Annotated in this window: 32 protein-coding genes; 29 read left to right on the top strand and 3 right to left on the bottom strand. The window is 63.0% G+C overall.

Going from position 1 to position 24927, the window contains the following annotated elements; all coding sequences use genetic code 11:
• Positions 1 to 64: 64 nt before the first annotated feature.
• The 4 genes from HH800_RS11625 (at position 65) to HH800_RS11610 (ending at position 5834) form a co-directional block, all read left to right on the top strand.
• Complete coding sequence (locus HH800_RS11625) at positions 65 to 1297, top strand: site-specific integrase (RefSeq protein WP_008832423.1); 1233 nt, start codon at positions 65 to 67, stop codon at positions 1295 to 1297.
• Positions 1294 to 2649: a tyrosine-type recombinase/integrase gene (locus HH800_RS11620; RefSeq protein ID WP_008832422.1), complete on the top strand. Its 1356-nt coding sequence runs from the start codon at positions 1294 to 1296 to the stop codon at positions 2647 to 2649. The genes HH800_RS11625 and HH800_RS11620 overlap by 4 nt, the downstream gene beginning before the upstream one ends.
• Complete coding sequence (locus tag HH800_RS11615) at positions 2646 to 3650, top strand: site-specific integrase (RefSeq protein WP_169861176.1); 1005 nt, start codon at positions 2646 to 2648, stop codon at positions 3648 to 3650. The genes HH800_RS11620 and HH800_RS11615 overlap by 4 nt, the downstream gene beginning before the upstream one ends.
• 165 nt (positions 3651 to 3815) lie before the next feature.
• Positions 3816 to 5834, top strand: a complete 2019-nt coding sequence (locus HH800_RS11610) for a strawberry notch C-terminal domain-containing protein (protein WP_419248227.1) — start codon at positions 3816 to 3818, stop codon at positions 5832 to 5834.
• A gap of 67 nt (positions 5835 to 5901) precedes the next feature.
• On the opposite strand, the gene HH800_RS11605 is transcribed toward HH800_RS11610, so the two are convergent.
• Positions 5902 to 6864, bottom strand: coding sequence for a MucR family transcriptional regulator (locus tag HH800_RS11605; RefSeq protein WP_169861175.1), 963 nt, complete (start codon positions 6862 to 6864; stop codon positions 5902 to 5904).
• 164 nt (positions 6865 to 7028) lie between these two features.
• Here HH800_RS11605 and HH800_RS11600 point away from each other — a divergent pair, with 164 nt between their 5' ends.
• The 9 genes from HH800_RS11600 to HH800_RS11560 all read left to right on the top strand — a co-directional run bounded on the left by HH800_RS11600 (position 7029) and on the right by HH800_RS11560 (position 11537).
• Positions 7029 to 7532, top strand: a complete 504-nt coding sequence (locus tag HH800_RS11600) for a hypothetical protein (RefSeq protein ID WP_169861174.1) — start codon at positions 7029 to 7031, stop codon at positions 7530 to 7532.
• A complete protein-coding gene (locus HH800_RS11595) occupies positions 7529 to 8128 on the top strand; it encodes a hypothetical protein (RefSeq protein WP_169861173.1) in 600 nt (199 codons plus the stop codon). The genes HH800_RS11600 and HH800_RS11595 overlap by 4 nt, the downstream gene beginning before the upstream one ends.
• Before the next feature lie 51 nt (positions 8129 to 8179).
• Complete coding sequence (locus HH800_RS11590; protein ID WP_169861172.1) at positions 8180 to 8884, top strand: hypothetical protein; 705 nt, start codon at positions 8180 to 8182, stop codon at positions 8882 to 8884.
• Positions 8885 to 8887: 3 nt separating this feature from the next.
• Positions 8888 to 9163, top strand: coding sequence for a hypothetical protein (locus HH800_RS11585; protein WP_169861171.1), 276 nt, complete (start codon positions 8888 to 8890; stop codon positions 9161 to 9163).
• A 55-nt stretch (positions 9164 to 9218) separates the two neighbouring features.
• On the top strand, positions 9219 to 9533 hold the full coding sequence (locus tag HH800_RS11580) for a hypothetical protein (protein ID WP_169861170.1): 315 nt from the start codon (positions 9219 to 9221) through the stop codon (positions 9531 to 9533).
• Between the two features lie 11 nt (positions 9534 to 9544).
• Positions 9545 to 10582 (top strand): DUF7221 family queuine tRNA-ribosyltransferase-like protein, encoded by a 1038-nt coding sequence (locus tag HH800_RS11575; protein ID WP_169861169.1) that lies wholly within the window; start codon positions 9545 to 9547, stop codon positions 10580 to 10582.
• A gap of 48 nt (positions 10583 to 10630) precedes the next feature.
• Positions 10631 to 10879, top strand: a complete 249-nt coding sequence (locus tag HH800_RS11570; protein ID WP_169861168.1) for a hypothetical protein — start codon at positions 10631 to 10633, stop codon at positions 10877 to 10879.
• A 98-nt stretch (positions 10880 to 10977) separates the two neighbouring features.
• Positions 10978 to 11256: an antitoxin of toxin-antitoxin stability system gene (locus tag HH800_RS11565; RefSeq protein ID WP_169861167.1), complete on the top strand. Its 279-nt coding sequence runs from the start codon at positions 10978 to 10980 to the stop codon at positions 11254 to 11256.
• Positions 11253 to 11537 carry a type II toxin-antitoxin system RelE/ParE family toxin gene (locus tag HH800_RS11560; protein ID WP_169861166.1) on the top strand — a complete coding sequence of 95 codons (285 nt, stop codon included), beginning with the start codon at positions 11253 to 11255 and terminating at the stop codon, positions 11535 to 11537. The genes HH800_RS11565 and HH800_RS11560 overlap by 4 nt, the downstream gene beginning before the upstream one ends.
• 85 nt (positions 11538 to 11622) lie before the next feature.
• Here HH800_RS11560 and HH800_RS11555 read toward each other — a convergent pair whose 3' ends face one another.
• Positions 11623 to 12504, bottom strand: coding sequence for an AraC family transcriptional regulator (locus HH800_RS11555; RefSeq protein ID WP_169861165.1), 882 nt, complete (start codon positions 12502 to 12504; stop codon positions 11623 to 11625).
• Between the two features lie 457 nt (positions 12505 to 12961).
• Here HH800_RS11555 and HH800_RS11550 point away from each other — a divergent pair, with 457 nt between their 5' ends.
• From HH800_RS11550 to HH800_RS11475, 16 genes are all read left to right on the top strand, one after another.
• Positions 12962 to 14158 (top strand): DUF932 domain-containing protein, encoded by a 1197-nt coding sequence (locus HH800_RS11550; RefSeq protein WP_169861164.1) that lies wholly within the window; start codon positions 12962 to 12964, stop codon positions 14156 to 14158.
• Between the two features lie 10 nt (positions 14159 to 14168).
• On the top strand, positions 14169 to 14786 hold the full coding sequence (locus HH800_RS11545) for a hypothetical protein (RefSeq protein WP_169859721.1): 618 nt from the start codon (positions 14169 to 14171) through the stop codon (positions 14784 to 14786).
• 101 nt (positions 14787 to 14887) lie between these two features.
• The gene (locus HH800_RS11540; RefSeq protein WP_169861163.1) at positions 14888 to 15094 is read left to right on the top strand and encodes a hypothetical protein; all 207 of its coding nucleotides are present in this window, start codon (positions 14888 to 14890) and stop codon (positions 15092 to 15094) included.
• 74 nt (positions 15095 to 15168) lie between these two features.
• The gene (locus HH800_RS11535; RefSeq protein WP_169861162.1) at positions 15169 to 16041 is read left to right on the top strand and encodes a hypothetical protein; all 873 of its coding nucleotides are present in this window, start codon (positions 15169 to 15171) and stop codon (positions 16039 to 16041) included.
• A 77-nt stretch (positions 16042 to 16118) separates the two neighbouring features.
• A complete protein-coding gene (locus HH800_RS11530; RefSeq protein ID WP_169861161.1) occupies positions 16119 to 16613 on the top strand; it encodes a sigma factor-like helix-turn-helix DNA-binding protein in 495 nt (164 codons plus the stop codon).
• Between the two features lie 55 nt (positions 16614 to 16668).
• Positions 16669 to 17355 (top strand): hypothetical protein, encoded by a 687-nt coding sequence (locus tag HH800_RS11525; RefSeq protein WP_169861160.1) that lies wholly within the window; start codon positions 16669 to 16671, stop codon positions 17353 to 17355.
• Positions 17356 to 17366: 11 nt separating this feature from the next.
• Positions 17367 to 17879 carry a hypothetical protein gene (locus HH800_RS11520; RefSeq protein WP_235682097.1) on the top strand — a complete coding sequence of 171 codons (513 nt, stop codon included), beginning with the start codon at positions 17367 to 17369 and terminating at the stop codon, positions 17877 to 17879.
• 93 nt (positions 17880 to 17972) lie between these two features.
• Positions 17973 to 19058, top strand: coding sequence for a phosphoadenosine phosphosulfate reductase family protein (locus HH800_RS11515; protein ID WP_235682096.1), 1086 nt, complete (start codon positions 17973 to 17975; stop codon positions 19056 to 19058).
• A 110-nt stretch (positions 19059 to 19168) separates the two neighbouring features.
• Positions 19169 to 19630 (top strand): hypothetical protein, encoded by a 462-nt coding sequence (locus HH800_RS11510; protein ID WP_169861158.1) that lies wholly within the window; start codon positions 19169 to 19171, stop codon positions 19628 to 19630.
• 17 nt (positions 19631 to 19647) lie between these two features.
• A complete protein-coding gene (locus tag HH800_RS11505) occupies positions 19648 to 19968 on the top strand; it encodes a hypothetical protein (RefSeq protein WP_169861157.1) in 321 nt (106 codons plus the stop codon).
• 49 nt (positions 19969 to 20017) lie between these two features.
• Positions 20018 to 21685 carry an ATP-binding protein gene (locus HH800_RS11500; protein ID WP_169861156.1) on the top strand — a complete coding sequence of 556 codons (1668 nt, stop codon included), beginning with the start codon at positions 20018 to 20020 and terminating at the stop codon, positions 21683 to 21685.
• Positions 21686 to 21732: 47 nt separating this feature from the next.
• Positions 21733 to 22077: a hypothetical protein gene (locus HH800_RS11495; protein ID WP_169861155.1), complete on the top strand. Its 345-nt coding sequence runs from the start codon at positions 21733 to 21735 to the stop codon at positions 22075 to 22077.
• The gene (locus HH800_RS11490) at positions 22074 to 22280 is read left to right on the top strand and encodes a hypothetical protein (protein ID WP_235682095.1); all 207 of its coding nucleotides are present in this window, start codon (positions 22074 to 22076) and stop codon (positions 22278 to 22280) included. The genes HH800_RS11495 and HH800_RS11490 overlap by 4 nt, the downstream gene beginning before the upstream one ends.
• Before the next feature lie 51 nt (positions 22281 to 22331).
• Positions 22332 to 22688, top strand: coding sequence for a hypothetical protein (locus HH800_RS11485; RefSeq protein WP_169861154.1), 357 nt, complete (start codon positions 22332 to 22334; stop codon positions 22686 to 22688).
• Positions 22689 to 22827: 139 nt separating this feature from the next.
• Positions 22828 to 23796, top strand: coding sequence for a hypothetical protein (locus HH800_RS11480; RefSeq protein WP_169863304.1), 969 nt, complete (start codon positions 22828 to 22830; stop codon positions 23794 to 23796).
• On the top strand, positions 23793 to 24362 hold the full coding sequence (locus HH800_RS11475) for a hypothetical protein (RefSeq protein ID WP_235682093.1): 570 nt from the start codon (positions 23793 to 23795) through the stop codon (positions 24360 to 24362). The genes HH800_RS11480 and HH800_RS11475 overlap by 4 nt, the downstream gene beginning before the upstream one ends.
• Before the next feature lie 93 nt (positions 24363 to 24455).
• Here HH800_RS11475 and HH800_RS11470 read toward each other — a convergent pair whose 3' ends face one another.
• The gene (locus tag HH800_RS11470; RefSeq protein WP_169861153.1) at positions 24456 to 24851 is read right to left on the bottom strand and encodes a hypothetical protein; all 396 of its coding nucleotides are present in this window, start codon (positions 24849 to 24851) and stop codon (positions 24456 to 24458) included.
• Positions 24852 to 24927 lie beyond the last annotated feature (76 nt).

The raw sequence follows: 24927 nt of genomic DNA, 5'->3' as shown, positions 1-24927 counted from the left end.
ATGTTGCTGCGCATTATTTTGATTGCGAACCTCGGCGGTCTCTGGACCAGCTGAGGATAAAAGCATGTTGAAATTGCACGACGAGTTGATCGCCGAACTCTCGAATTTGCTCACGACGCAGAATTATAACCCGGTGGTCGTAGCGAACCATCGCCTGTACGCCCGCGCGTTTCTCGATTATCTGGCCGAGTGCGGCGTGCAGGTGGAAACTGTGACGCTGGCGCAGGTCGATCAGTATCTTGCCTATGCAGTTCAGGATTTCGAAGCCCAGTACGGGCGGCCTCCCTGTGCGCGCTGGCAGATGTTGCCCCGCACATCGATCAACAAACTGCTCCGGCTTGCCCAAGGCAAATGGCCGCCCGAGCCAGAGATGACCGAACCGGAAACCGCGTATCGGCAGGCGATCTGCTGCGAATACGAGGCATGGCTGCGCGACGAGCGCGGTCTGGCGAGCGCTTCCATCTCGGCGCTTCTGTGGGAGGCACGGAACTTCCTGCGATGGCAGTTCGAACGGGGCGGGGCCGCCAGCCTCGACACCTTGAGCATCGGGGAGGTCGATCTCTACATGGACATGCGCGCCCCTGGATTACGGCGCAAATCATTGGCCGATGTCGCTGAGCGGCTCCGGTCGGTGGTGCGGTATCTGCATCGGACGAGGCGCATCCCGATGGATCTCACGCCGCACATCATCGGCCCCATGCTCTACGCCTATGAAGACGTGCCCTCGACGCTGGACAGGCGCCAAATCGCCGCGGTGCTGGCGGCGACGAAGAAGGATGGATCGCCGCGGGGACTGCGCGATTTTGCGGTACTTCAACTGCTTGCCACATATGGGTTGCGCGAAGGTGAGATCTGTCGCCTTCGGCTTGAAGACGTGAACTGGCGCGGAGAAGCCCTGCGTATCCGTCACACCAAGACCAATGCGTACTCCTACTTGCCGCTATTGGCGCCCGTTGGTGAGGCGCTCCTCGACTATCTGCGTAATGGGCGCCCCCAGGTTGAGGGGCGGGAAATCTTCATCCGGTCCTGCGCGCCCTATATCGCAATGACAAACCTGTATGGCATGATCCGCGGGCGGTTGTCAGCCGCTGGCGTCGAGCCGCCGGGAAAGCGAGGAGCGCATGTCTTTCGCCACGCGCGGGCGGTCGAAATGCTGCGGGCGTCGGTCCCGCAAAAGATCATCGGCGACGTGCTCGGACATCGATCCACCGAATCCACCAACGCCTATCTCAAGCTGGCGACAGATGATCTCCGAGCCGTGGCGCTCGACGTGCCCGGATCGGAGGTGCTGCCATGAGCGCCTGGCACGATCCCGATCGCACGGTCATCGACGCCTTCCTGGAAAAATCGCAGTTCCGGCAGGGAAGCAGGCCGACTTATCGCTGGTTCCTTCGCAGCTTCGAGAATGTAGCCCAGCGTCATCCGGCGGTCGACCGGCAGATGCTCGAAGTCTGGCTGAAGGAAATGGAAAAACGTTGGCGAATGCCGACGCTGCTCAACCAGGTCTGCATTGTCGATCGCTTCCTCGACCACCTCGTCGAAATCGGGCTGATCGCAGATAATCCCGTTGCCGTGCTTCGCCGTCAATACAACGTCAAACAAAGCAAGCCGATCTGGCGAGCGCTGGCTTCCGCAAATCCCGACGGAGCCCTGGCCGCATTGCGACGCCCCGCGCCCTTCGGCAGCTCGCTGGGGGACTTCATGCGTGAGCATGTCGCGTTGATGCGGAGCCGGGGGTATCAGTATGAGACTCAGGCTCACTGGTTATTGCGGTTCGATCGGTTCCTCCAGGCGACCCCGGAACTGACAGGGGCATCGCTTGAGACGATGCTGGCGCGCTGGGCAACTGCCAAGCTGACCCGCAATCACGCGGCTGAATGCCAGAAGCTCGGGCGCCTCCTGACTAAGGCGCGGTATCGCCTTGATCCCAGCATCCCACCGAAACGCTTCAACGCCCGTCCCGAGCGGGAAGTGGCACGAGAGCATCGACGACCGCACATCTTCAGCCCGGCCGACGTTCGGCAGATGCTCGACGTTGCCCGCTCCTATCCGTCGCCGGACGCGCCGCTGCGGCCGATGGTTCTCTACACCATGGTGGTTCTGGCCTATTGTGCCGGACTGCGCCGTAGTGAACTCGCCGGGCTCGATCTGGGTGACGTCGATCTTCAATCAGACACGATCACAGTGCGGGAAACGAAGTTCTACAAGACCAGGATATTGCCGCTAACCGGCAGCGTCATGGCCGAATTACGGGCCTATATCGATGCAAGGCGGCGCGCTGGCGCCCCACAGGATCCTCGGTCCGGGCTCTTCTGGCACGAGCACTTCAATGATCGCTATACCCCGGTGACGGTCTCAACGATGATCACCAACGTCATGCGCCGTGCCGGGTTCAAGGCCCCGACCGGGCGGACAGGGCCGCGTGTTCATGACCTGCGCCACTCGATGGTCGTGAACCGGATCCTTCAATGGTATCGATCCGGCGTCAATCCGCAGGACAAACTGCGCTTCCTCTCCACCTACATGGGCCACCGGGACATCAACTCCACGCTGGTCTACATCACCGTCACGCAGGACCTGCTGCAGGAAGCAAGCGAGCGGTTCCGGACCGTCGGCGCCCGATGCCTCACGATGGAGGCGCGGTCATGACGAAGGGCAATCTCTTCCCCGCATTGTTGCGGGCGTTCTTTCAGGAATGGTTGGCTGAGCAACGCAGTGCATCTGTCCATACGATCCGGTCTTACCGCGACACCTGGCGGTTGTTGCTTCGGTTCATCGCGGAGCGAAAGGGCGGCGGGGTCGCGCGGATCATGCTGGCCGACGTCTCGGTCGGAGAGGTTCGCGCGTTCCTCCACCACACCGAGCATGGGCGCAGGGGCACGATCGGTACACGCAACTGCCGGCTCGCCGCGATCCGCAGCTTCTTCAGCTTCGTGGCTGACAAGGATCCCGAATACATCGCGCAATGCGCCGAGGTCCTGACCGTCCCGCTCAAGCGGGAGCCTACCGTTGCACCCTGCTATCTCGAGCCGGAGGAGGTCGAAGCGATCCTTGCTCAGCCCGACCGGTCGACAATCGAGGGAATGCGCGACCACGTGCTACTCTCGTTCCTATATAACAGCGGCGCGCGCATCCAGGAGGCCCTCGACCTCTGTCCCGAGGCGATCCGGTTCGACGCACCGAACTTCGTGCGTCTTTACGGCAAGGGTCGCAAGGAACGTATCTGTCCACTCTGGCCGGAAACCGTGACGTTGCTCAGGAAGTTGTTGGAACGTCACCCGCGCGCGCCAGATCAGCGGATCTTCGTCAATCGATATGGTGAGCCGCTGGGCGCCTCGGGAGTGCGGTTCAAACTCGCCTCCTATGTAGGAAAGGCGTCAGAAACCGTGCCGTCGCTTCGGTCCAAAAATGTGACGCCGCACAGCTTCCGGCACGCGACTGCCGTTCACCTTGTCGCTGCCGGGGTCGACATCACCGTCATCCGCAGTTGGCTGGGACACGTCAGCCTCGATACGACCAACCACTACGCACAGGCCAATCTGGAGACCAAACGAAAGGCGCTCGAGCAGGTAGGGGCGCCGGCGGCGAGCAACGTGCCACCTTCGTGGAAACGAGAAGCCAGCCTGATGGAGTGGCTCGATGCCTTGTGAAATAATGTGAAGGACGTGGCGAAATGCTCAGCAGCTTTGCGGGCCTTCGCCACGTTCCTGCGCATTATCGCGACCTCGCGATAAGCTGTCATACATCGCAACGTCGATGCCGCGTTGAAAGCCGCCAATATCGTCGATCGCGCCTCGGGTCGAACCCTGAACGCCATGGCGAAGGGATCGGCGCTGAGCCGGTTCGAAAGCTCCAAGCAGCGCTTCTGGTCGGCATTGCTCATCTCGATGAAGATGCCGACGGTCTTCGATGCGATCGAAACCGAAATCTCGGCCGGCAATGTCGCCGTCGTCCAACTCGTCAGCACTGCCGAGGGGATCCTCGACAGGCGGCTTGCCGAACTCTCGCCTGAAGAACGTGCCCATCTCGACCTGGAGCTCTCGCCGCGGGCGACCATGATCGACTACCTCAAAAACGCCTTCCCGACCCAGCAGATGCGCGTTTTCTCCACCAGCGACGGATCGCTCCGGTCAGAACCGATGCGCGACGAAGCGGGCAATATGGTCGAATGCGCCGAAGCCATTGCGGCGCGCGACGCGCTGATCGAGGAACTTTGCGCGATGCCGCCGGTCCCGGCCGCCCTCGATGCATTGCTTTCGCATTTCGGGACCGCAAAAGTCGCCGAGGTTACCGGCCGATCGCGCCGCATCATCATCGGCAGCGACGGTGCTCAAAAACTCGAACGGCGCGGCGCACGCGCCAATCTCTCAGAGACCCAGGCGTTCATGGATGGACAGAAGCCGATCCTGGTCTTCTCAGACGCCGGTGGCACGGGCCGTTCCTATCATGCCGATCTGGCCTGCAAGACAGCCGACAAGCGCCGCGTCCATTTCCTGCTGGAACCGGGCTGGCGCGCTGATGTCGCGATCCAGGGTCTGGGGCGCACCCATCGCACCAATCAGAGCGTGCCGCCTGTGTTCCGGCCGGTGACGACCGACTGCAAGGGCGAACGACGCTTCATCTCGACCATCGCGCGCCGTCTCGACAGTCTGGGGGCGCTCACACGCGGCCAGCGCCAGACAGGCGGCCAGAACCTGTTCGATCCGGCAGACAATCTGGAAAGCGATTACGCCCGGGAAGCTCTCACCCAATGGTATCATCTTCTCCATGGGAACAAGCTGTCGAGCGTGAACATGGAGAGCTTCCAGGCCATGACCGGTCTCAAGCTCAGAGACGAGGATGGCACGCTCCTCGAGAAACTGCCGCCGATCCAGCGCTGGCTCAACCGCATTCTCGCGCTCAGGATCGCAACCCAGAATGCGATCTTCGATGAATATATGGGGCTGATCCAGGCGCGCATCGATGCGGCGCGCGAGGCCGGCACGCTTGACGTCGGGGTCGAGACCATCCGAGCCGAGCAGATCATCACAAGGTCTGAGCAGACTCTACGCACCGATCCGGTGACCGGCGCCGAGACCAGATTGCTCCGGCTCGAACTCCATTTGCGCCCGCGGGTCATGCACTGGAAGCGGCTGATGCAGATCTGGGACGGCACGCGCGAAATCGCGTATCTCTGGAACAGCAGGTCCAAGCGCGTCGCTCTCAAGGTGCCGTCCTGGTCGATCACCGACGAGGAAGGGCGCATCGTGCCCATGTGCCAGCTTGTTCGTCCGACCGGCGGGACGCGCATGCAGGAGATAGCGATGTGGGCCAGCCTCTGGAAGGAGATCGACCGCGACGAGTTCCAGAAGCTTTGGGAAACCGAAGCAGTCGAGGCTGAGGCCAAGGTCGATATCGAGACCGTCAACGTAGCAACGGGCCTCCTCCTGCCGGTTTGGCATCGGCTTCCTCAGGATGATGTCCGCGTCTGGCGGATCGATGATGGCCAGGGGATTTCGATCATCGGCCGCCTGATCCCACCGGCGGCGATGGCGGAACTGCAATCAGCCTTCGGTCTCGACGGCACGGTCGAACTGACCGCTGCCGAACTTGGCGCCGCGGCGCAAAAGGGGACGGGGGTTGCCATCCCAGGCCTGGGCGGTGCGACATTGGCAACCGCGCTCGTCAACGGCTCGCGCCGGCTTGAAATTCGCAATTACCGGCCGGAAGACCGCGAGCGATTGAAGGCACATGGTGTGTTCAGCGAGGTCATTCAGTACAAGACCCGGCTATTCATTCCGCTCGACCGGTCGAGCGAGATCATCGAGGCAATCCTGGCGATGTCGCGGATCTGATCCCACCTGAAATCTGATCGGCCCGTGAAAAGCGGTCCGGGCACCTCGCGCGCCCGGACCGCATCGATCAGCCTGCCGCGGGCGTGGTCTCCGGCGCCAGTTCTGCAGGTGGAACCGCCTCGGTGTCTGTCTTTTCTGCCCGAATGCGCTTCGGCTTCGGTGCTGCATCCGCGCCTGCGACGGGAGCCTTTGCGGCAGCGTCTTTGGTGACCTTGCGCTTGGGTTTTGCCGCTACCGACTTCGGTTTGACAGCGAGAGCCTTGGGCGAGCGGCCTTCCGGCGCGGGCTCTGCTGGGGGCGTCTCAGCAACAGCAGGGTTGGGCGCCTCGGAAACCGGGGGTGCAGGCGCATCCGCGGCGACGGGCGCAGGAGCTGCCTTACGCTTAGGCTTCTTGGCCGCCGCCTTCGGTTTGACGTCGACAGTTTTGGCACGCGGGCGACGTGCCGGCGCGGGCTTTACCGGTGCCGGGTCGACAACGACAGGCTCGGGCGCTTCGGCAACCGGGGGTGCCGGCACTTCCTCGGTAACGGGCGCAGGCGAGTTCTTGCGCTTGCCGCCGAGGCCCAGCTTCAGTGCGACCTCCCTGCGGGCCGCCGAATATCCTTGCGCGACCATCGGATAGTCCGCTGGAAGGCCGTAGCGGCCACGATATTCCGCAGGCGTCAATCCCTGCGCCGCCAGATGTCGCTTGAGCGTCTTGTAGGGCTTACCATCGATCAAGCTCAGTATGTGATCGGGCGAACCCAGACTTTCCTCAATGGAGACCTTGGGCTTGTATTCCTGCGCGGCGACCGGCGTCTCCGGAACAATCTCTTCTGTCACTGGAGCGGCGACTGGCACATCCGGGGCAACTTCTTCAGCTACTGGAGCGGCGACCGGCGCCGCTACAGGCGCGTCACCCAGCAGCGCACGCCTTGTCCCCTCCACCAGCGCCGGCAATTCGCCGCTCGGCACGGTGTTATTCGCGAAATATGCGCTGAGCAACGTCACCGTCAAAGACATGACGCCCGAATCTTCGGTCTCGGCCATGTAACATCCTTCTTCTTGCTGGGATCACGGGTCTTGAACCAGGCGCAGTTGCGCAAGTGTAAACGACTTCGTGCCTCCATTCGGCGGCCAAGTCAAAGGGAGGGGAGGAGGAGGCAAGTGGGTGGCGCGGCAATTGGGCTGCCCACTATCTTCATGGAGACGCCATGGCCGACCACTTCATCCAGGGCTCATTCGCCTTCACCTGCTCCAACGCCGAAGCCGCACTCATCGAAGAGGCATGGCAGCTTGCCGCCGATCTCATGGGGGATTTCGAACCCGCTCCTATCAGCGATGAATTGCTGGCAGCATTTCCGCCGACGATTGGCGATAAACCGCTGAGCGGATTTACCGCGATCTTCGACGATGCAAACTTCCCCGACTTTGGCGCGGACATTCGGGTGGCGAATTCCATCGAAGATCCGAAGACCTGCACGGTCACCATCTACAGCACGATCGACTTCCAGCCGTGGCCGATCGCCGGACTAATCCAGCGTTGCTGCCAATCGTCACTGGCTGTCGCTCCGGTCGGGTTCGACTGGAGCTTCACCTGTACCAAGCCCTATCTCGATAGCTTCGGCGGAGGATGGTGCGCGGTTTTCCCGGACCGGATCGAAATTGAGTTCACGCGGGAAGCACTCTCGAAAGCGCTTGATGGTGTAATATCATGAGCCGCCGCAGTCACTGGGACGACAATCCCGACCATCCTGTCGGCGACTGGAAAACCGAAGTCGCGAATGACGATACCCGTCTTGGCTATCTCGACTGGGTTGAAGCCCGGTCGGAATTGCTCGCCTCCGAGAATAGCCCGCGCACGACCGAAACTCCACCGCGTCGTGACGCCGTTCGCATCCGTGCAACCGATCGGCTTGGCAACATCGCCTATATCTATCGTGAAGCGAACCGCCCGATGCGATGCACACTCGCCAATGGCGTGACCGCAGCGCTTTTCTACGCCGGCATCACGACCGACGAGATGACGTGTCGCTTCGCGCTCGATGATTGCGAAACCGCCGACCAGGCGCTTGCGATTGTTCGGCGCTACGGGTCGCTCGACTATGGCTATTGCCATGCCGGCCCGCCACCGGGCTGGGATAGCGCACCAGCGACCCCACCCGCACTTCATCTGCTCGCAGTCCTGCTTGGCGAGATCGACCGACTGGCGATCATCATGCCGGAGATCGTGAACCAGATCGACGAGGACGCCGTGAAACGCGCCCGCGCCTTCATCGCGATGGAATTGCCCCCAGGATCCCGCGAGGCCTGACAACTGCCGGCCACCGCGTTGGCCGTCAAACCCTTACCACGGAGAAAGACCATGACCGACGTTTCGACGCCGGGCGCGTCCGCGCGCCTGTACAGCCAGACCCCGTTCGACGAACGGGGCAATTTCCATTATCAGGGCGACCTTCACCGACCCGGCGACAACCTCGCGACGCTCGCCGCGCGCATCGAAGGTCACCTCAAGACCAAATTCCCCGACACGCGCTTCGCGATCAGGACGGAACAGCTTGGTCGCGGCCGCAAGATCATTGCGGAAATCCTCGACGCGCCAGCGGACCTGACCGCACGTGACGCGCAGAACGACGTCTTCGTCGCGGTGCGCGACCAGATGGAGCGCTTCGGCTTCACCCGCTCCAATGTCTATCAGGACCTCCACAACTGTTCCTTCTACTGCGAGGCACGGATCGGTCAGGCCTATTGGGCAGCATTGTCCGCACGTCGCGGACCAAAGAACCCTGTCGACGCCAAGGTTTCCCTTGCCGCGTTCAAGAAGCAGGTCAGGGCCGGGGACAGCCTGAAGTTGGTCGATGCACCAGCCGGACACCGTGCACTTGGGACGACAAGGGCAATCACACAGGTTCGCTCAGGGGATCTCATTCTCGAGGGTCGCTCCTATCTGAGCTTTCCGCGCGCCTCCGCCTTTGCCTGCGACGGAAGGCTCGTGCGGATTTCGAATGGCTCTGAATATGACCCGGATTCGCATCTGCTCTATGAGTGGCTGCGCCGAGACGCCGCCTGAGCCATGGCCTTCATCGTCAAGGGAACGGCTGTCTGCAACAAGCCGGGCTGCGGCAAATGCTGGGACGTCGATCCCGTATTGCTTGTCCCATGCCCGGATTGCCAGGCGCCCGTCGGCGTCGGCTGCCGGCGCCCGAGCGGCCACGGCGGTCCTTTCGTCGAACTCCATGCCACACGCGACCTGCTCGCCGACCGCGAGGGCAAATATGGCCCGTGCCCCTTAGGCATATGCGGCCTTGCTGCCCGTGACCGGCAGTCGAGCCTGCCGCTCTTCGACTGAGTGCAGGCCCACGAAGCGCTGAGTTCTGTCTCTTCCATCATCTTGGGAGCAAAAGATGCCCGACACTCTCTTCCATCAATTTGTCGATAGCGAAGGATGGAGCGAAGCCACCCAGGTTGACCTTCTCCTGCGCTATATCGGCGCGCAAGACGACTTGGCCGCCTTTGAGGACTTTCTTGCCCAATGCCGCGACACCGAGCCGGGCGGCGTGAGCGACCCGGCGGATCGCTTCATGTGGGAGGTCGCCGAACGCCTCCGCAATCCCGGTCTCACCCTCAACACGGCATTCCAGTCTTTTTGCGCCAACGCCTTCGACCTGCTTACACCGAGCCAGGCGGCCGAACGCTGGTGCTGCTGGTCGGTCGCATAGCGAGATTCCCCATGGCGATCGACATCATGGTCGGGCTCCCGCATCTCGGCGATGGGATCATTCTCAACCGCGCGGTAGACATGCGGGTGCCCGCGCTGGTTTCGGCCAATGCGCTGTCGCGATGGAGCCGCCGCAAGGGTTGGCCGGAATGGCAAGGCTGGAACCTCGGCCAGCTCGCTAATGCCCGGCGACTGGCCAGCCTATCACTCGATTCGGCGGGGTTCGTCGCCATGGCGCGCTATGGCGGATTTCCCTGGGCGACCACCGACTATCTGGCGCTCGCCGCCAGCTATCCGTTCCGCTGGTTTGCCAGCATGGACTATTGCGTCGAACCCGAAATCGCCCGCGACCGGGAGGAAGTGCTCGACCGCATATCGCGCACCATCCGCGCCAACTTCGACTGTCGGTCCGGCGCGCGCGATCTCGGCATCGAACACCGTCTGATGCCGGTGATCCAGGGAAGGCGGCCCGACGACTATGAGCGCTGCCTCGATGGCCTCGCGCTCGACTATGGCCGCACGCCATTGATCGGCGTGGGCAGCATGTGCCGTCGCGAAGTCTCGGGTCCCGAGGGCCTCATCGCCGTCTTCGATCACCTCGACCGCATTCTGCCGAAGGGGGTCATGTTGCACGGTTTCGGGGTCAAGGGCACCGCGCTTTCCCACCTGAAAGGGATCGAGCACCGGATCGCCTCGATCGACAGCCAGGCCTACGGCCAGGCCGCAAGACATGACGCCTTGGCGCGCGGCGTCGCGAAAACCGACACTCTTGTGGCGCAGCACATGCAGGCATGGACGGCCAACCAGTTCGCGCGCCTTCGCGGAGACGCAGTGCCCCGCCAGTCGGAGTTGTTCCTACCCCGAACCGACCCCCTTCCGGCCGACCCCTGGGAACAGGCCATCGCCCAGGCGCGCGCCGAGATCCGCACTCTCGTCGAGGACGGCGACATCGGCCATGAGGACGTGACGACGCTCTGGGTCGAGCAATGGGCGGCCGACATCTACCGAGGGGGGGGGGGAAGCGTAACGGAATCCGAAAGCACGAACTAAACAGCGCACTATGTCCTGACGGGGCTTACTTCCTTCGTTGCGGTCCGCTTGTCGGCGACCGTGATCGCGGCGCAGTTACGGAGCGACCTCGACCCGGTCTCCGCAGCAATCACGTTTCTGCACCCGATAGCGCTGGCAAATGCTTATCCAACCGGCAGGCCGATGGCGCTCGCCATCGTTAGAGCGTGTCATCAGGATGTTGCACGTGCAGACTGGATGATGGCCGCGGGCAGGTTCCGCATTCGTGGAATGTTCGATCGAGCTTGGAAAACAGGGAAAACCCAGCGCACCGGCTAACACACCATAAACGGCAGCCTGCCCGCGCGCCTGTCGCTCCATTGCCTAAAAGATGATGACGATGTATATACGATGTCATTATAAACGGAGTGGCGATCATGGCCAAGGAAGCTGTTTTTACAATGAAGCTGGAAGCCGATCTGCGAGCAGATTTCATGGCCGAGACGGATGCCTTGCATCGACCGGCATCGCAGGTCGTCCGGGAACTCATGCGGGAATTTGTCGATCAGCAAAGGCTGAAGCGTGAACATAGCGCGTTCGTTGAGCGGAAGGTGGCTCTCGCTCGCACGTCGATGCAGGCAGGCCGAGGCTATGGCAATGATGAGGTTGAAGCGGAGTTTGCTAGCCGGCGCGCACGCGTAACCGATCAAGCGTGAAGATTCTGTGGACGCCGGAGGCGCATCAGGACCGTGCGGACATATGGGACTATCTTTTTCCACGCAATGCAGCCGCCGCAGCCCGGATCGATGGCCTGTTTAGTGAAGCTGTCGCCCAGCTGATCGATTTCCCCATGTTGGGCCATGAGGGCGAAGTACCCGGAACCCGCGAACTTACGCCGCACAGCAGCTATCGGTTGGTCTATGAGATCTACGGTGACACCATTTGGATTCTCACCGTCATTCATACCAAACGCCAATGGCCGCCGCTGCGCGGCTAAAGGCTCATCGGCGGGAATGGCCTGTTTGTCGTCGTCAAGGCGGCATTGTTCGGCTGCACAAAGGAACAATGCCGCCCCGCCCAAGCTATTTCAGCGGTAGGAACAACTCCGCAACCGCCTCATGTTCCGGCACTTCAGGAAAGAACGCGATGCGCTGACAGTAAAGCGGGAAATCGCGAGCTTCCTCTCCGCTGGCAGGCAACCAGTCACGGTAAAGGTGCAAGGCGGCAAGTTCCAGATTGTCGGTGTTGCCGACGACGCGCAGCACCGCACAGCGTCCGCCAGGGATGAGGCCAGTCTCGATCTTCTCGCCATGCGCCTCTATCGGTCGATCAGTACCTACGCACAGGTCCATGCGGTATTCGGCCGGGGGCGTCGTGCGCGGATCGGAGTGGAAGACGTTGAAGGTCGGACTGGCCTTCGGCGACAGCCCGGTTGCTTTGCGCCAAGCGATGAACCGCTGGATGGTCGCGCCGATCGTCACCGGGTCGCCGCAATGCTCCATGATCACAACGGGCGTCGGGGCTACGTCGCGGATCGTCACATCGTCAAAAGTGTAAGTGGCTTGCATAAACTTGCTCCTTGCGTTGTTGAGAGGCCCGAAGGCCGCAAGCCACGGCTCCCAATCGGCAGCCTTTCTGAACGACGATGGTGACTGCCCGAACCGTTGCCGGAAGGCGCGGGCAAAGGCATCCGGCGCATAATAACCGGCATCCATCGCTATATCCGTGACGCTCTGATCATCCCTGTAGGCTAGCTGGTAGGATGCCCGTTTCATGCGGGAAAGCTGGATATATCGATGCACAGACAGCCCGAAGGTCGCCGTGAACTGCCGGTGGAAGTGATATTTCGAGAAGGCCGCAACGGCGCTCACCGCATTCAGGTCCAGATCTTCGTCTAGATGCTGGGCGATGTGATCCAGCACTCGCTGCATCCGTGCATGATAGTTATGAAGCGCCGCCTTCATCGTTCTATCCTCCGTGGCAGCGCCAACTAAGCGCTCCCGGGTGCGACGCGCTCGACCGATCTTGCGGTTCTAGCCTAGCCTGCCAGCATTCCCCATCGCTCTTTCCTGAAACTGGCGGTTCTCATAGAGAAACTGGGAAATCCTGAGAGACGAAAATCACATGAATCGCGCGAGGCTGCGGGAAAGAACCGCGGCGACCCGGCGGCGCGCGGTGTTGCGTGGCCACCATGAGCTCCCGACCATTCGAAAATCACTGTCGGATTGCAAAAGTGCACGACAACTTCACGGACAGCGTTTTCATTAACTGGGCATCGCTAGCCAGGCTCACTACGTCACGCGAGATCAGTGATCGCCCCTGCGGCGATCCGAGACAGCACGCGCCGGGATGGAGGGAAGGGGGTGGGGAAGGGTTGGCCGGTCCGAAACGGATCGGGCCTTTCCAACCAGGAGATGTCCCATGGCAACGCTTGCCCAGCATATCGACGCGCCCCAGGTCTCGGGCGCCTACAAGGTCGACATATCCCGCGGTCGCAACATCGGACGGGTCTCATCCGAATGGTATTCGCGTCCCGACGACGAGAAATTCCTCTCCCTCGACGACCTCTATGAGAATGTACGCCGTCGCGCTGACCGCGCGCGCACACGTGTCGTCGAAAGCCGCGACGTCCGCGTCGAGGCAAGCATGGACAATGCCGAGCGCCTCAGCCTCATCATCCCCGGCGAAGCCGAACCGATCGCCCCCACCAACTGGTCGTTCGGCCAGCTTTCCAGCCTGGTTGGGGCTCCCGCCTCCTATCTGCGCAACCTTCCGGCAGCGCTCGCCGGCATCAATCTCCAGCATGGCCTCCTGAGCCATCGTGGCGAGCAGGTGAAACTTCTCAAGACCCATGAAGGCCGCGCCGAACTGCGGGCTGTCACCGGACCCGATTACGGGCGGATCTGGGACCATGAACTGGTCGCGGCCGTCATGAAGATCGCGGGCAACGGCGTCTCCGATACCCGCTGGAAGGTCCCGGGCGTGCTCGACTGGCGATCGATGCGCTATAACCCCTATGTCGACGTCACGCGCGAGACGACGACCCTCTATGCGTCGGATCGCGACGTTTTCCTGTTTTTGGTCGATGACACGCATCCGATCGAAGCCGGCAAGCTACCGAACGGCGAACCCGATCTCTTCTTCCGCGGCTTCTATTGCTGGAACTCAGAAGTCGGCTCCAAGACATTGGGAATTGCGACTTTTTATCTCCGCGCCGTTTGCATGAATCGTAACCTTTGGGGCGTTGAGAATTTCGAGGAGATCTCGATCCGCCACTCGAAATTCGCCGCCAACCGCTTCGCCCATGAAGCGGCGCCCGCGCTTGAGACCTTCGCCGACTCTTCGGCCAGGAGCTTCATCGAAGGCATAAAGACCGCACGCGGTCGCATCGTCGCACGCTCCGACGAGGATCGCGACTCCTTCCTGCGCAAGAACGGCTTCTCCAAGACCGACACCGCGAAGATCATCCAGTCGGTGATCGCCGAAGAAGGCCATCCGCCCGCCAGCCTGTTCGATTTCGTGCAGGGCATCACCGCGCACGCCCGCGCCAAATCCAACCAGGACACGCGGCTCGAAATCGAAGGCAAGGCACGCAAACTCTTCGCCAAGGCCAACTGAGGAGGACGCCATGCCAAGCTTCACGATCGAAAGCACCTACCGGCTGCCGGTCTTCCGGCACCGGACCTATGAGGCGGCCACCCCCGAAGATGCCTGCCGGCTCGCCATCGCGGACGAGGACTGGACCGTTCACAAGGAGGACTATGAGAATAGCGGAGCCACTTATCTGACCGGTATCTGGCCCGGCGTGGATAGTGCCTACATCGCTCCCGCCCTGGCGTTGCCGCCCGGTTTCACCGAGGGCGAATGTCCGCCGCCGACGACCGGGACGCAATCGGTCGCACCCGTAGCGGCTCCGCTCATGCCGCGCTGCCGCCATTGCGGGAGCGCGGATATCTGCCGGGACGCGAACGCCATGTGGGACGATGCCGCCCAGACATGGTCACTGTTCGCAACCTATGACAGCCAGACCTGCCAGCGGTGCGGCGCGGACAGCAACAATCTCGCCCTCTGGGTTCCGGTCGCCGAGGCTGATTCGGCTACCGCTTTCCTATGGGAAGTGATCCAGGTGCTGGAAACCACGTCCCTTGCGTCGGACGCCGAGTTTCAGCGCTTCTGCACCGAGAGTCATGGCCAGCTGACGGCTGATGAAGCCGCCACCCGATGGCGGAGCGCCGCAGCCGCCTGACCATCCGGTCCGACCACCGGGCCGGCCTTCAATACCCGCTCACCCCAAGGCGGCTTCGACCCAGGTCGGAGCCGCCCTTTTCATATCGAAAGGATCTGATCATGCACGCATCCGCCCAGGTCGAAATGCAGACCTTCACCGTCACCGTTGAATTCTCCACCGGCGGCGAACCCTATGCCACCGAGACTTACACGGTCGAGGCAACCGACTGGTATCGCGCCCAGCGCGACGCGATCGAGATGTCGGTCTCCAGTCCTTACGACAATTCCCGCATCCCCGAACTCACGCGCCGCGTGATCGCACAATAGGCGGCCCCGGCTCTCTCCCGCCACCGATCACGGCACGGCGGGAGGAGTCACGGCTACAACCGGAGTTGCCGCTCATGATCACCACCAGAAGCCAGCGCTGGCGCGATCGGCGCTGCCACTGGGTACCTGGCGCCACCGAGATCGATCCCCGGCGCTTCGCCGTGGATATCATCGATACCGTCAAGCAGGCCGCCCCCTTCGTCCGCCAGCACCATTATGCCGCCTCAATGCCGGTCACACGCCTGTCGGTCGGTCTCTTCCGAAACGGCGCCGGCGGGCGATCCGATCTGGTCGGTGTTTGCGTCTTCGCCCACCCGGTCAACAATGCCAGCGTCCCCAAATCGGCGGGACTTTCCGATCCGCGCAGCGCCTGCGACCTCGGGCGCCTCGTGCTGCTCGACGACACCGGCGGCAACGCCGAAACCTGGATGCTCTCGCGCGCCTTCAAACTGCTACGCCGCGAGAAGCCGGAGATCGTGTCCGTCATCTCCTACGCCGATCCCATCCGTCGCACCGACGCGCAAGGCCAGATGTTCATGCCTGGCCATGTCGGTACACTCTATTGCGTGATGGGCAGCCGCTATACCGGCCGCTCGTCGGCGCGTATCGACCTCATCCTCCCCAACGGCCAGCCGATCTCGAGCCGGGCGATCTCGAAGATCCGTAATGACGAATGCGGCCAGCGCTATGCGGCCGAGCAGTTGGTTGCGGCCGGTGCCCGGGCCCGTCGTTCGGGCGAAGATCCCGCGCACTGGCTCGCCGATCTTGAACGCTCCGGCTTCCTGCGCCGCCAGAAGCACCCGGGCAACCATGTCTATCTGTTCCCGCTCACCAAAGCGGCACGGATCGCAGCACGGACAGTGCCAAGCCTGCCTTATCCCGTTCTCGATCGCGCCGCGCTCACCAGTGACGTGACGGCGCTCCCGCTACTTGCCCGAGCAGCCTGAGCCAAGCGGTCGCAACCGGAGCGAAGGGGGAACGGGAATGGGTGCCGATCAGGAATCGGCTCAACGGAGACCCTACCATGTCCGACCATGACGCCCGCGCCCTCCTTGTCGAGGCACTCGATTTCTTCAACGACCATCCCCGCTTCAGCCTGCGACGCGACCGGCGTCGGACGAGCTACGAACTCGCCGCGCGGATCGACGCTTTCCTCATGTCCGACAAGGCTGCTCTCCCTATCGTGGCTGCCGCGCGCCAACGCTGGGCTACCACCCACGGCTTGCGGGTCGATCCCGACGAACAGACCGTCCAGCGCGATGGCGACGGCTATTGGGTGCGCGCATGGGTCCGCGTGGATGTGGCCGCTCCACCCGAAATCCGCGCTGCGCCGATCGACCGATACGCCCGCGCGGTCGCCGCGCTGCCGGAGATCACGCGTCAGGTTCTCCTGGCGGATTTCCTCGGCGACGAGGATTTCACCGCAATCGCGGCCCGTCTCGGCATCACCACACCGGAGGTCGAGCAGCATATCGCCGATGCACTCGCCGCCATCGCCCAGGCGCTCGACCGCGCCTGATCGGACGCTCGGGCCGCCCGTTCGCCCATCCGGCACATCTCCAAGGAGACAATCCATGACCCATATGACAAGGGACGATTTCGCGCGCCTGCTGGCGCGGGCACGCACGGTCATCGCCGACGCTGCCCCGTCGGCCCATATTCTCTGCAACGAATTGGCGCAGGCCGAGCGGCTCGTGCAAGATCACGTTGTCCCCTGGCCGGCCGACATCCACGCCGCGTTCATCGACCATCGTCACGGAGGCGATCTCTACGCCGCCTTCACCCGCGAGGCGCTCATGGCCGAGGTCGCCTCATTCAGCCGTGAATGGTGGCCAGAGATTCGCGACAGGCGCGATCCCTCGACGCTCTCCGACGAAGAGGCCGCTTCGATCTATTTCGACGCGCACGAAGAGGAATATCTCTGGACAGACCGCATCTCAATCGAGGCACCCGCGGTCGACTCATCTCATGCACTGCGTGTCGGTCGCCATCTCGTGATCAGCACCAGCCATATCCGCCCCGCCACCGCGGACCTTCTCGACCAATGGGCGCCCATGATCCCCGAATCCCGCCCGCTCGGTGTCGCTGAGGCCGGCTATGGCTGGTTCGTTCTCACCGATCCGCTCGACGGCCTCGAGCGCGAAATGGTCCCGAACGAGCTTTGGGCCGCCATCGAGTTCGCGCGCGCACAAGGCTGCCGTTGGCTTCTTCTCGATCGTGATGCGGATTGCGTCGACAGTCTCGAAACGTTCGAGTGGTGAGGGACGCCGCCATGACCCGCCGCTCCTCCCGGGCCGAGGTCCGCAATCCGGTCCTCGGCCTTCCCGCCGCGCGCCTCATCCGGGCTATGCCCGCCAATATCCGCGCCCTGCTCGCCGTGTTGCTGCTCGACATTGCCACCGATGCGCGCCGCCGTAGCCGAACGAGCTGGGAAACCCGCAAGGTGTTCGTCGCTGCTTACTGGGCGACCGTCGCCGTCTATGCCGGACATGTTGCCCGCGTCCTTGGCGGGGCCGGGCGGCAAGCTGCTTCGCGCAAGCCCTTTCGCGTTATTCAGCGCGGCTTTCCAGAGCTTGCCGCGGCGAACTGGGCGAACGCCTCCGATCTCTATTGCGAGCGCCGGGACCAATCGGGTCTGGGCGCCAGCATGTTCCCCGAGGCTATGCTCCTGATCGCTGAAACGCCCGTGGGGCGGATCAGCTATAACGGCCGGATCTGGCTGCCCGGCGAATGGGAGCCCGACGCAAAGCCTCTCTACGACAACAGAGTGCCTGCCGACCGCTGACCGGCGCGCGGTCGCGCCGATCCACCGCACCTTAGGAGAACCAGCATGGGCGCAGCTTTTGCGCGCGGCTTTCTCGCCGCGCCTGCCGATCCTTTGCCCGCTATCGACGATACGGTGTTGGCGGCTGTCAGGCGGGGTGCCTGGTTCGCCTTCAATCTTTCAGGCGGTAAGGATTCCACCGCGTCGGCCCATGCCGCCATCGCGCTGCTCGACGCCTTGGGCCATCCCCGCCACCGCCGGATCGCAATACACGCGGACCTCGGCCGGGCGGAATGGCGGTCGACCCCGGCTATGGTTGCAGCGATCGCGGACAGACTGGGGATTCCCCTGCTGGTTGTCAGCCGATCGGCAGGCGACATGGTCGCACGTTGGGAGCAGCGGTTCCTTTCCGGCAAGCGCCGTTACGAGGCGCTCGAGACCTATAATCTCATCGGTCCATGGTCATCGGCATCTCTGCGTTTCTGCACGTCCGAACTCAAGGTCCAGGTGATCGGCCCCGAACTGGCGCGCCGCTATCGGGGTGAAACTATCGTTTCGGTCATCGGCCTGCGCCGCGACGAAAGCCCGAGCCGACGATCGACGCCGATCTCCCGAAGCGACGAACGCTTCGCGAAGCCAGGCAACGCCGCCGGCACCAACATGCTCAACTGGCATCCGGCGGTCGACTGGAGTGCCGACGATGTGTTCGGGATTCATGAGCGCCACGGGCTGCCGTTGCACGAAGCCTATGTCCGCTACCGCACGACGCGCCTGTCCTGCGCCTTCTGCGTGCTTGGATCCGCGCACGATCTGGCTGCCTCCGCCGAAGCTCCCGGCAATCTCGATCTCTACCGCCATCTCGTGGCGATTGAGCTGGACTCGACCTTCTCCTTCCAGCCCCAACGATGGCTCGCCGATGTTGCACCCCAATTGCTGTCAGCCGCACGTCTTCGCGAGGTCGCCCGCGTCAAAGTTCGATCCCATGAGCGCCGGACGCTCGAAGCGGCAATGCCGCCGGAACTGCGGTACGTAAAAGGCTGGCCACCACGCATGCCGAGCCTCGCCGAGGCTGCGCTGATCGCCAAGGCGCGCGCGCCGATCCTCGCCCATCACGGCCTCGCTGACCACTTTCCTGACGCGGCTGCGGTCCAGGCGCGCTTCGCACACCTCCTCGCCATCAAGGCCGAACGGACCCGTTAGCGAGCCGGAGGGGAGGACTTCTCTTGAAGGTACGTCGGGCGAGTTTCGCTCGAGCGCCTCCTTGCTGCCGAACGCGCAGCCCCCTGCCTCCACCATCGAAAGAACAGCCAATGGACGTCATCGTCTCTCGGTCCCGCATCCCGGGCACCGCCTCGACCTATCACTATCGCGCTCTCGTGCCACTGGCCGAAGTGGCGCTCGAGCGGCGCCCGCGCTGCGTCGTCATCCAGGCCCGAATCGGCAATGGACGGGCGCCATCAACCCGCATCGCCGACGTCGTAGCACCCGCCACCTGGTATGAGCGTGAGTTGGCCACCCCCTTGGGCCTCGCGGCGCGCCTCAACCTGGTAGCGCGGCGAATCGAGGCGCTTATCATCCGCACGGTCTTTCCAGAGATGACCGCACGGCTGACCCCGCTGATGCTCGCCCTCGATTTCGACCCTGGCGAGGCCAGCTACCGCGTCGCCGTCGCCGATCTGAACGAAGCGTTCGACCGGTTCGCGCCAGGCATCGACATGCTGATGGCAGCCGACCTCGGCCTCTATCAGGGGTGCGACCTGCGCGCCGCCTGACATCGAAAGGACCCCTCATGGGACACTATTCCGAAGGCAGCCTCGAGACCGCCGCCTGCCTCTGGGAGTCGGTTCTGGCCCTGCGCAGCAGGCCGATCACGGATCCCGATGCGATCGGCCTCGCTCTCGCGATCGGCAAAGCGTTCGATGCGCTCGGCACCGCTGCGCTGCGGCTGACTGTGGTTGGCTGGACCGATGCCGTCGAAGCGTCCTGGCGCGAGGTCGAGAACGACTATCCGCTCTGCTTCGACTGGGATTTCGTGCCTGCCTGGATCATCGACCACATCGACTGGTCTGATCCATTTCACCCCGCCGTAATGCAAAGGGGAGGGGGATGAGGGGCTGTGCGGCGGGGAATTGGTCTCCGCCAGACAGGAGCCACATCCCATGTCCTTCCCCGCCACCATCCGGCCCGAGGTCGGCCAGTCGCTCATTACCAAGGTCTCGCGCCTGTTCAACGGTACGCTCGGCGATGTGCTGCTGGAGCTTTTCCAGAACGCCCGCCGTGCCGGTGCGCGCGCGATCCATGTCGCGGTTTACAATCTTCCCGCCGGCACTGCGCTGTCCATCTACGATGACGGCTGCGGTATCGACGATCCCGCCAACCTCCTGACGCTCGGCGACTCAGGATGGCAGCAAGATATCCGCGCCCGCGAGGATCCAGCCGGCATGGGCGTGTTCAGCCTCGCCGGACGCGACGTCGTTGTCCGCTCATGGTCTCGAGCGGCGGGGCGGGGGTGGGCGGTCCATATTCCGGCCGATGGCTGGGAAGGGGCTGTCCCGCTCGCGATAGAGCCATGCGGGATCGTGCGCGGCACCGAAATCCAGATCATGTTGCCCGCCGCCTGGGAAGAGCAGCTTCGGTCGACATTGCATCTCGCAGCCCGGTATTTCCCGCTACCGGTTCATTTCGAGGGCGCACGACTTCCGTATGAAGACTTTCTCGCCGGCGCCGCACATATCGAATTATGGGAAGGCTGTCGCATCGGCATCTTCCACGACGGCACGACCGAGGCAGTCCACACCCCCCGGATCAATTTCCATGGCGTGACTGTCGCCTCCCGGCTTCCCACGCTGAGCGAAATCGAGAGTCCCCATAACTGGCGGGTGCGGGTCGATATCGTCGACGCGCCTGCGCTACAGCTCGTGCTCCCCGCGCGCAAGGAAATGGTCGAGAACGAGGCACTGTCCCGGCTCAGGGAAGCGGCCGAGGTCGCGCTTTACCAAGCCATCGCCTGTGAAGCGTCTCATCGCCTTCCCTATAAAGCATGGGCCAGAGCCAGGGAACTTGGTGTCTTTCTCCCCGAAGCGGAAGCATCCCTCAATAGCTGGGTCCCTACCGTCGCTGACACAGCCAATCGATATCAGGGAACGGCCGTCCGGTCAGGGCCGATGATCATCATGACCGACCATGAACCAGATATCGAGCAGGCGCTCGCCCGCGCGCTCGACAGGGCCTCGCCCCTTGAAGGCAAACTCGTGCAGGAAAATCGCGATTTCGTGGGCTATCGCTGGTACGACACACTGTCACGTCTCCTGTCCTGCAGCTTCGTCGTTCAGCGCGGTGGCATCTCCCATCGTTATGCCGATGACGTCGCGCTGCCGGACGATTTTGACTCCGGGTCCGTCGAGGCGCTCTCCGCCGAGATCCTTCTGCGGCCCGGCGGCCCGTCACCTTGCGAACCCACCCTATACCGCATCCCCACGGACATGCTGGTCTGCAACAATAGCTGCTGGACGCTCGACGAGGCGACCATCCTGTTCGACGGGGAGGCCGATGTGCAGCCGGACGGGCTTGCCGACCTGCTATATGCCAGCCTGTTCTGTTATTCCGACGACTGCGAGCGCGACAGCTGGGATACGCAATCGCTTGCATTCGAGCATGAAGCCCGAAATCTCGCCAACCTGCTGCTGCTTGGCGAGGACGAGGCCCTGCTCGCCCGATTGCGTGAGGCAGTCTTCGAGCACGTCCAGTGGCTCATTCCGGGCGGCCGCAGCCTGACCATCTCCGCCGACAGGAACAGGCTCTCGCTCGCACTCGATCAAGCGGCCTGAGCCCCATCGCCCGAGACTCACCCAAGCCCTCGTGAGGGAGCGTTCCCATGCGCCATGCCGCACTCTTTGTCTGCTCGACCGCCCATCTCCCGGTGGCCGAGCGTCGTCACATCGATCACCTGATCGCCGTCGCGCCGCGCGGGACGGATGGACGTGTCGAAGTCGGTCATCCCGATCTGGTGATCGAACCCTATGCCTATGGCTTCTTCGTCCACACCTGCGTCGTCGGGTGCGGCGGGGAAGCGCCCGACATCAGCCCGGAGTTCTGGGCAATCCTGAAGGCGGCATTCGATAGGGATGCCTCCTGGGTCCTGTTCGACCGCGACGAGCCGGCCTGGTCGCAACTGCCCACCTTTCCCGACCCCGACCTTCCCGAGGAGCACCAGTCATGACCAGCGCCTGCTCGATGCAACCCTGTTCGTCCAAGCGCGCCGCGCTTGCATCCTTCGATCATGCCTACGCCGTTGCCATCCGAATGCGGCATGCGACCGGCCACCCTCAATTCGTGCTGCGCACCGGCGATCCGCTCCAGCCCTTTCGCGTCTCCAGCACCGGGCCGCAACGCCACCATGCGCTGATGACGCTCGTCGCCTGATCCGGCGCCTGCATCTGCCGGAAACGACTGTGTTTGATGAGGAACACTTCCATGACCAACGAGATATCGCGCCAGCCCAAAGCCGAGGCGCCCGGCACCCCTCCACCTGTCATCCAATTTCTCAGCCTCACCGAGGATGAGTTCGTGGACCGATTCCGGCCCGTGCCCAATCATCTGCTCGCGACCGCGGGATTCGACTTCGGCCGGGGCGGGTGTCTTTTCGAAGCCTCCGACCCGGACCTCGCCTTCCTCCGCGCGCAACCCATGGCAAATGTCTGGACCGTGATCGACGGCGACGAATGCCTCGAAATCACCGACGGCATGCACACCGTCAATCGCCTCGGCTATATCCTGACCGAGCAGCCATGTCCCCCCGACACGATGGTCAGCGTCCCGCTCGACTTCTGAGCGACCACGCGCCGCGACTCTCGTGGCCTCGGGAACCCCGCCATCGTCGTATGGCGGCCGCCCGGCATCCGGGATCGGCTACCACACCAGCACAGCGACGCTCCTTCGGGGCTCCCGAACTCCTTCCCGGAGATCAGCCATGTACGACCTGAAACGTCCGCCCATCGCGGCGGCGAACGACGACGCCTGCCTGGCTGCGCTGCCGGGCGGCCCTGTCATTGCCGCCTGGGGCATGGGCGTCGACAGCACAGCGATGATCATCGAATGGGTCTCGCGGGGGCTGCCCCTGTCCGCAGTGCTCACAGCCGACACCGGCGTCGAGCGCGAGGAGACCTATGCCTTCCTGCCGATCTTCCAGCGCTGGATGGACCGGCGCCATATCGAGCATCATGTCGTGCGCTATGTGCCCAAGCGCTTCAAGCACTGGCCGCCTTACTTCTCGCTGCTCGAAAACTGCCTGACCAATGCGACCTTGCCGTCGATCAGCTTCGGCCGCCACAGTTGCAGTCAAAAATGGAAAATACAGCCCCAAGATCAATGGGTTAAAGAATGGGAGCCAGCGCAGAGAATATGGGCTCAGGGCGGTAAGGTTGTCAAGCTCATCGGCTATGACAACTCGCCCGCCGACAGCCGCCGCTATGCCCATCGCGAGGGCCATATCAGCGACCTTTACGACTATCATTACCCCTTACGCGCCTGGGGCTGGGATCGCGACGCCTGCATCGCGCGGATCCGAGCCGAAGGTCTACCCGTACCGATCAAATCCGCCTGCTGGCTCTGCCTGGCACAGAAAAGCAGCGAGCTGATGAGCCTCCCGCGCTGGTGTCTCCGTCTGATCATATTGGTCGAGGCTCGCGCCGCACCACGCCTTGTGACGGTCGAGGGTCTGTGGCGGACGTCGACACGTGAGCGTCCCGGCTCGATGACCCGGTTCATCCGCGAACGCGCTCTGCTCCCTGCTTCGGAAATAGACGCCATCATTGCCGGCGCTCCGGTTGATCTGATCGATTTCCAAAGCGTCGCGGCCCAGATCCCACTCGCCGAACGTCCGACGATGCGGGACTGGATTGATCGCTTCAATGCGGGTGTCGAGCGTCTGGCGGCATGACGATCCCGTCAATCTGTCTGCGACTGTTGTTGACTGCCCAGCAACATCGCCGAAAAACTGCCTCGATGCGACTTATCGACGAACTGGCAGCAAAGAGGCTCTATTATCATCGGCCCCTCCCGACATTGCCGGATATCCTGCTGATCGATATCCCACTTCGCTTTTCCGGCGGAGGTCTGGCACTCGGCCGCTATTATCCGGTCATCCTCGAAAGCCTCGCGGAGGTGCACGAGTTCGAGGCATATCTGTGTGAGCCGCGGATGACCCTTGTAGCGCCTGCTCTTCTCGACCGGCGACCGTCTGGCCTACGCACCAGCGACATCATCTTCGCTCGTTATGAGCCCCAGATACCGGACTGGCCCTGGTTGCTCATCTGCTTCTGGCCGCAATCCTACACCGATATGGTGCCGCCCTCGGCCGACACCTTCGCGCGGGGCAGCTATACTATCGATGCCTATGCCACCGAGGGAGAACTCACGGACGCGGAGCTGAAACTCCTCGCCACGCTCGGCCCCGACCAAGCCCGCATCGTTCGCTCGGTGGCCACCCGCCTGGGAAACGCCTGAACGTCATGCATCGCGCCCGCCGCAACGTCATCGCATGCGGGCATCTCGAAGACGAAACGCGGCAAAGGCTCGATTGTACCGGTGAGGGCCGCGTCAGTGGCGATAGCCGAGCACGGCCGCGATCGGCCGCGCCATGTCGGCCCGACGCCTCATCAGATCGGCGAGCCAGGCGAGATGCGCCGCTGCGTCCGCCAATGGCAATTCGCAAACTTCGCCGAACAGCTCATGCTGATAGGCAAGGTCGCGATGCAAAATGTCACGCAGCCGAACGCGGGCAGGGCTATCCTCTTCCTCGATCCCCGCATTCGCCTCCCGGGCGGCATCGAGAAACGCCTCGGCCATCTCCTGCGCCTCATAATAGCCACCGTCCAGGCCCTCGCCCGCTGCAAGACTAGCCAGCCTGCGGCGAACCAGCGGCAGGTCAGGATCGACCGCCGCATCGTCCAAGGGCAAGTTATAGTCATAGCTGCAGAGATAAGCGCGGATCATGGCGTGGCTCCTCAGCATGTCTGAGAACATAAAATGAACAAGATTGCAAGCCCGAGCGCGCCTATGCCATGCGAGG

Source organism: Sphingobium yanoikuyae (genome assembly GCF_013001025.1).
Taxonomy (GTDB): Bacteria; Pseudomonadota; Alphaproteobacteria; order Sphingomonadales; family Sphingomonadaceae; genus Sphingobium; species Sphingobium yanoikuyae_A.
Note: the sequence above shows the minus strand (reverse complement) of the source record. Positions and strands in the feature narration are given on the sequence as shown.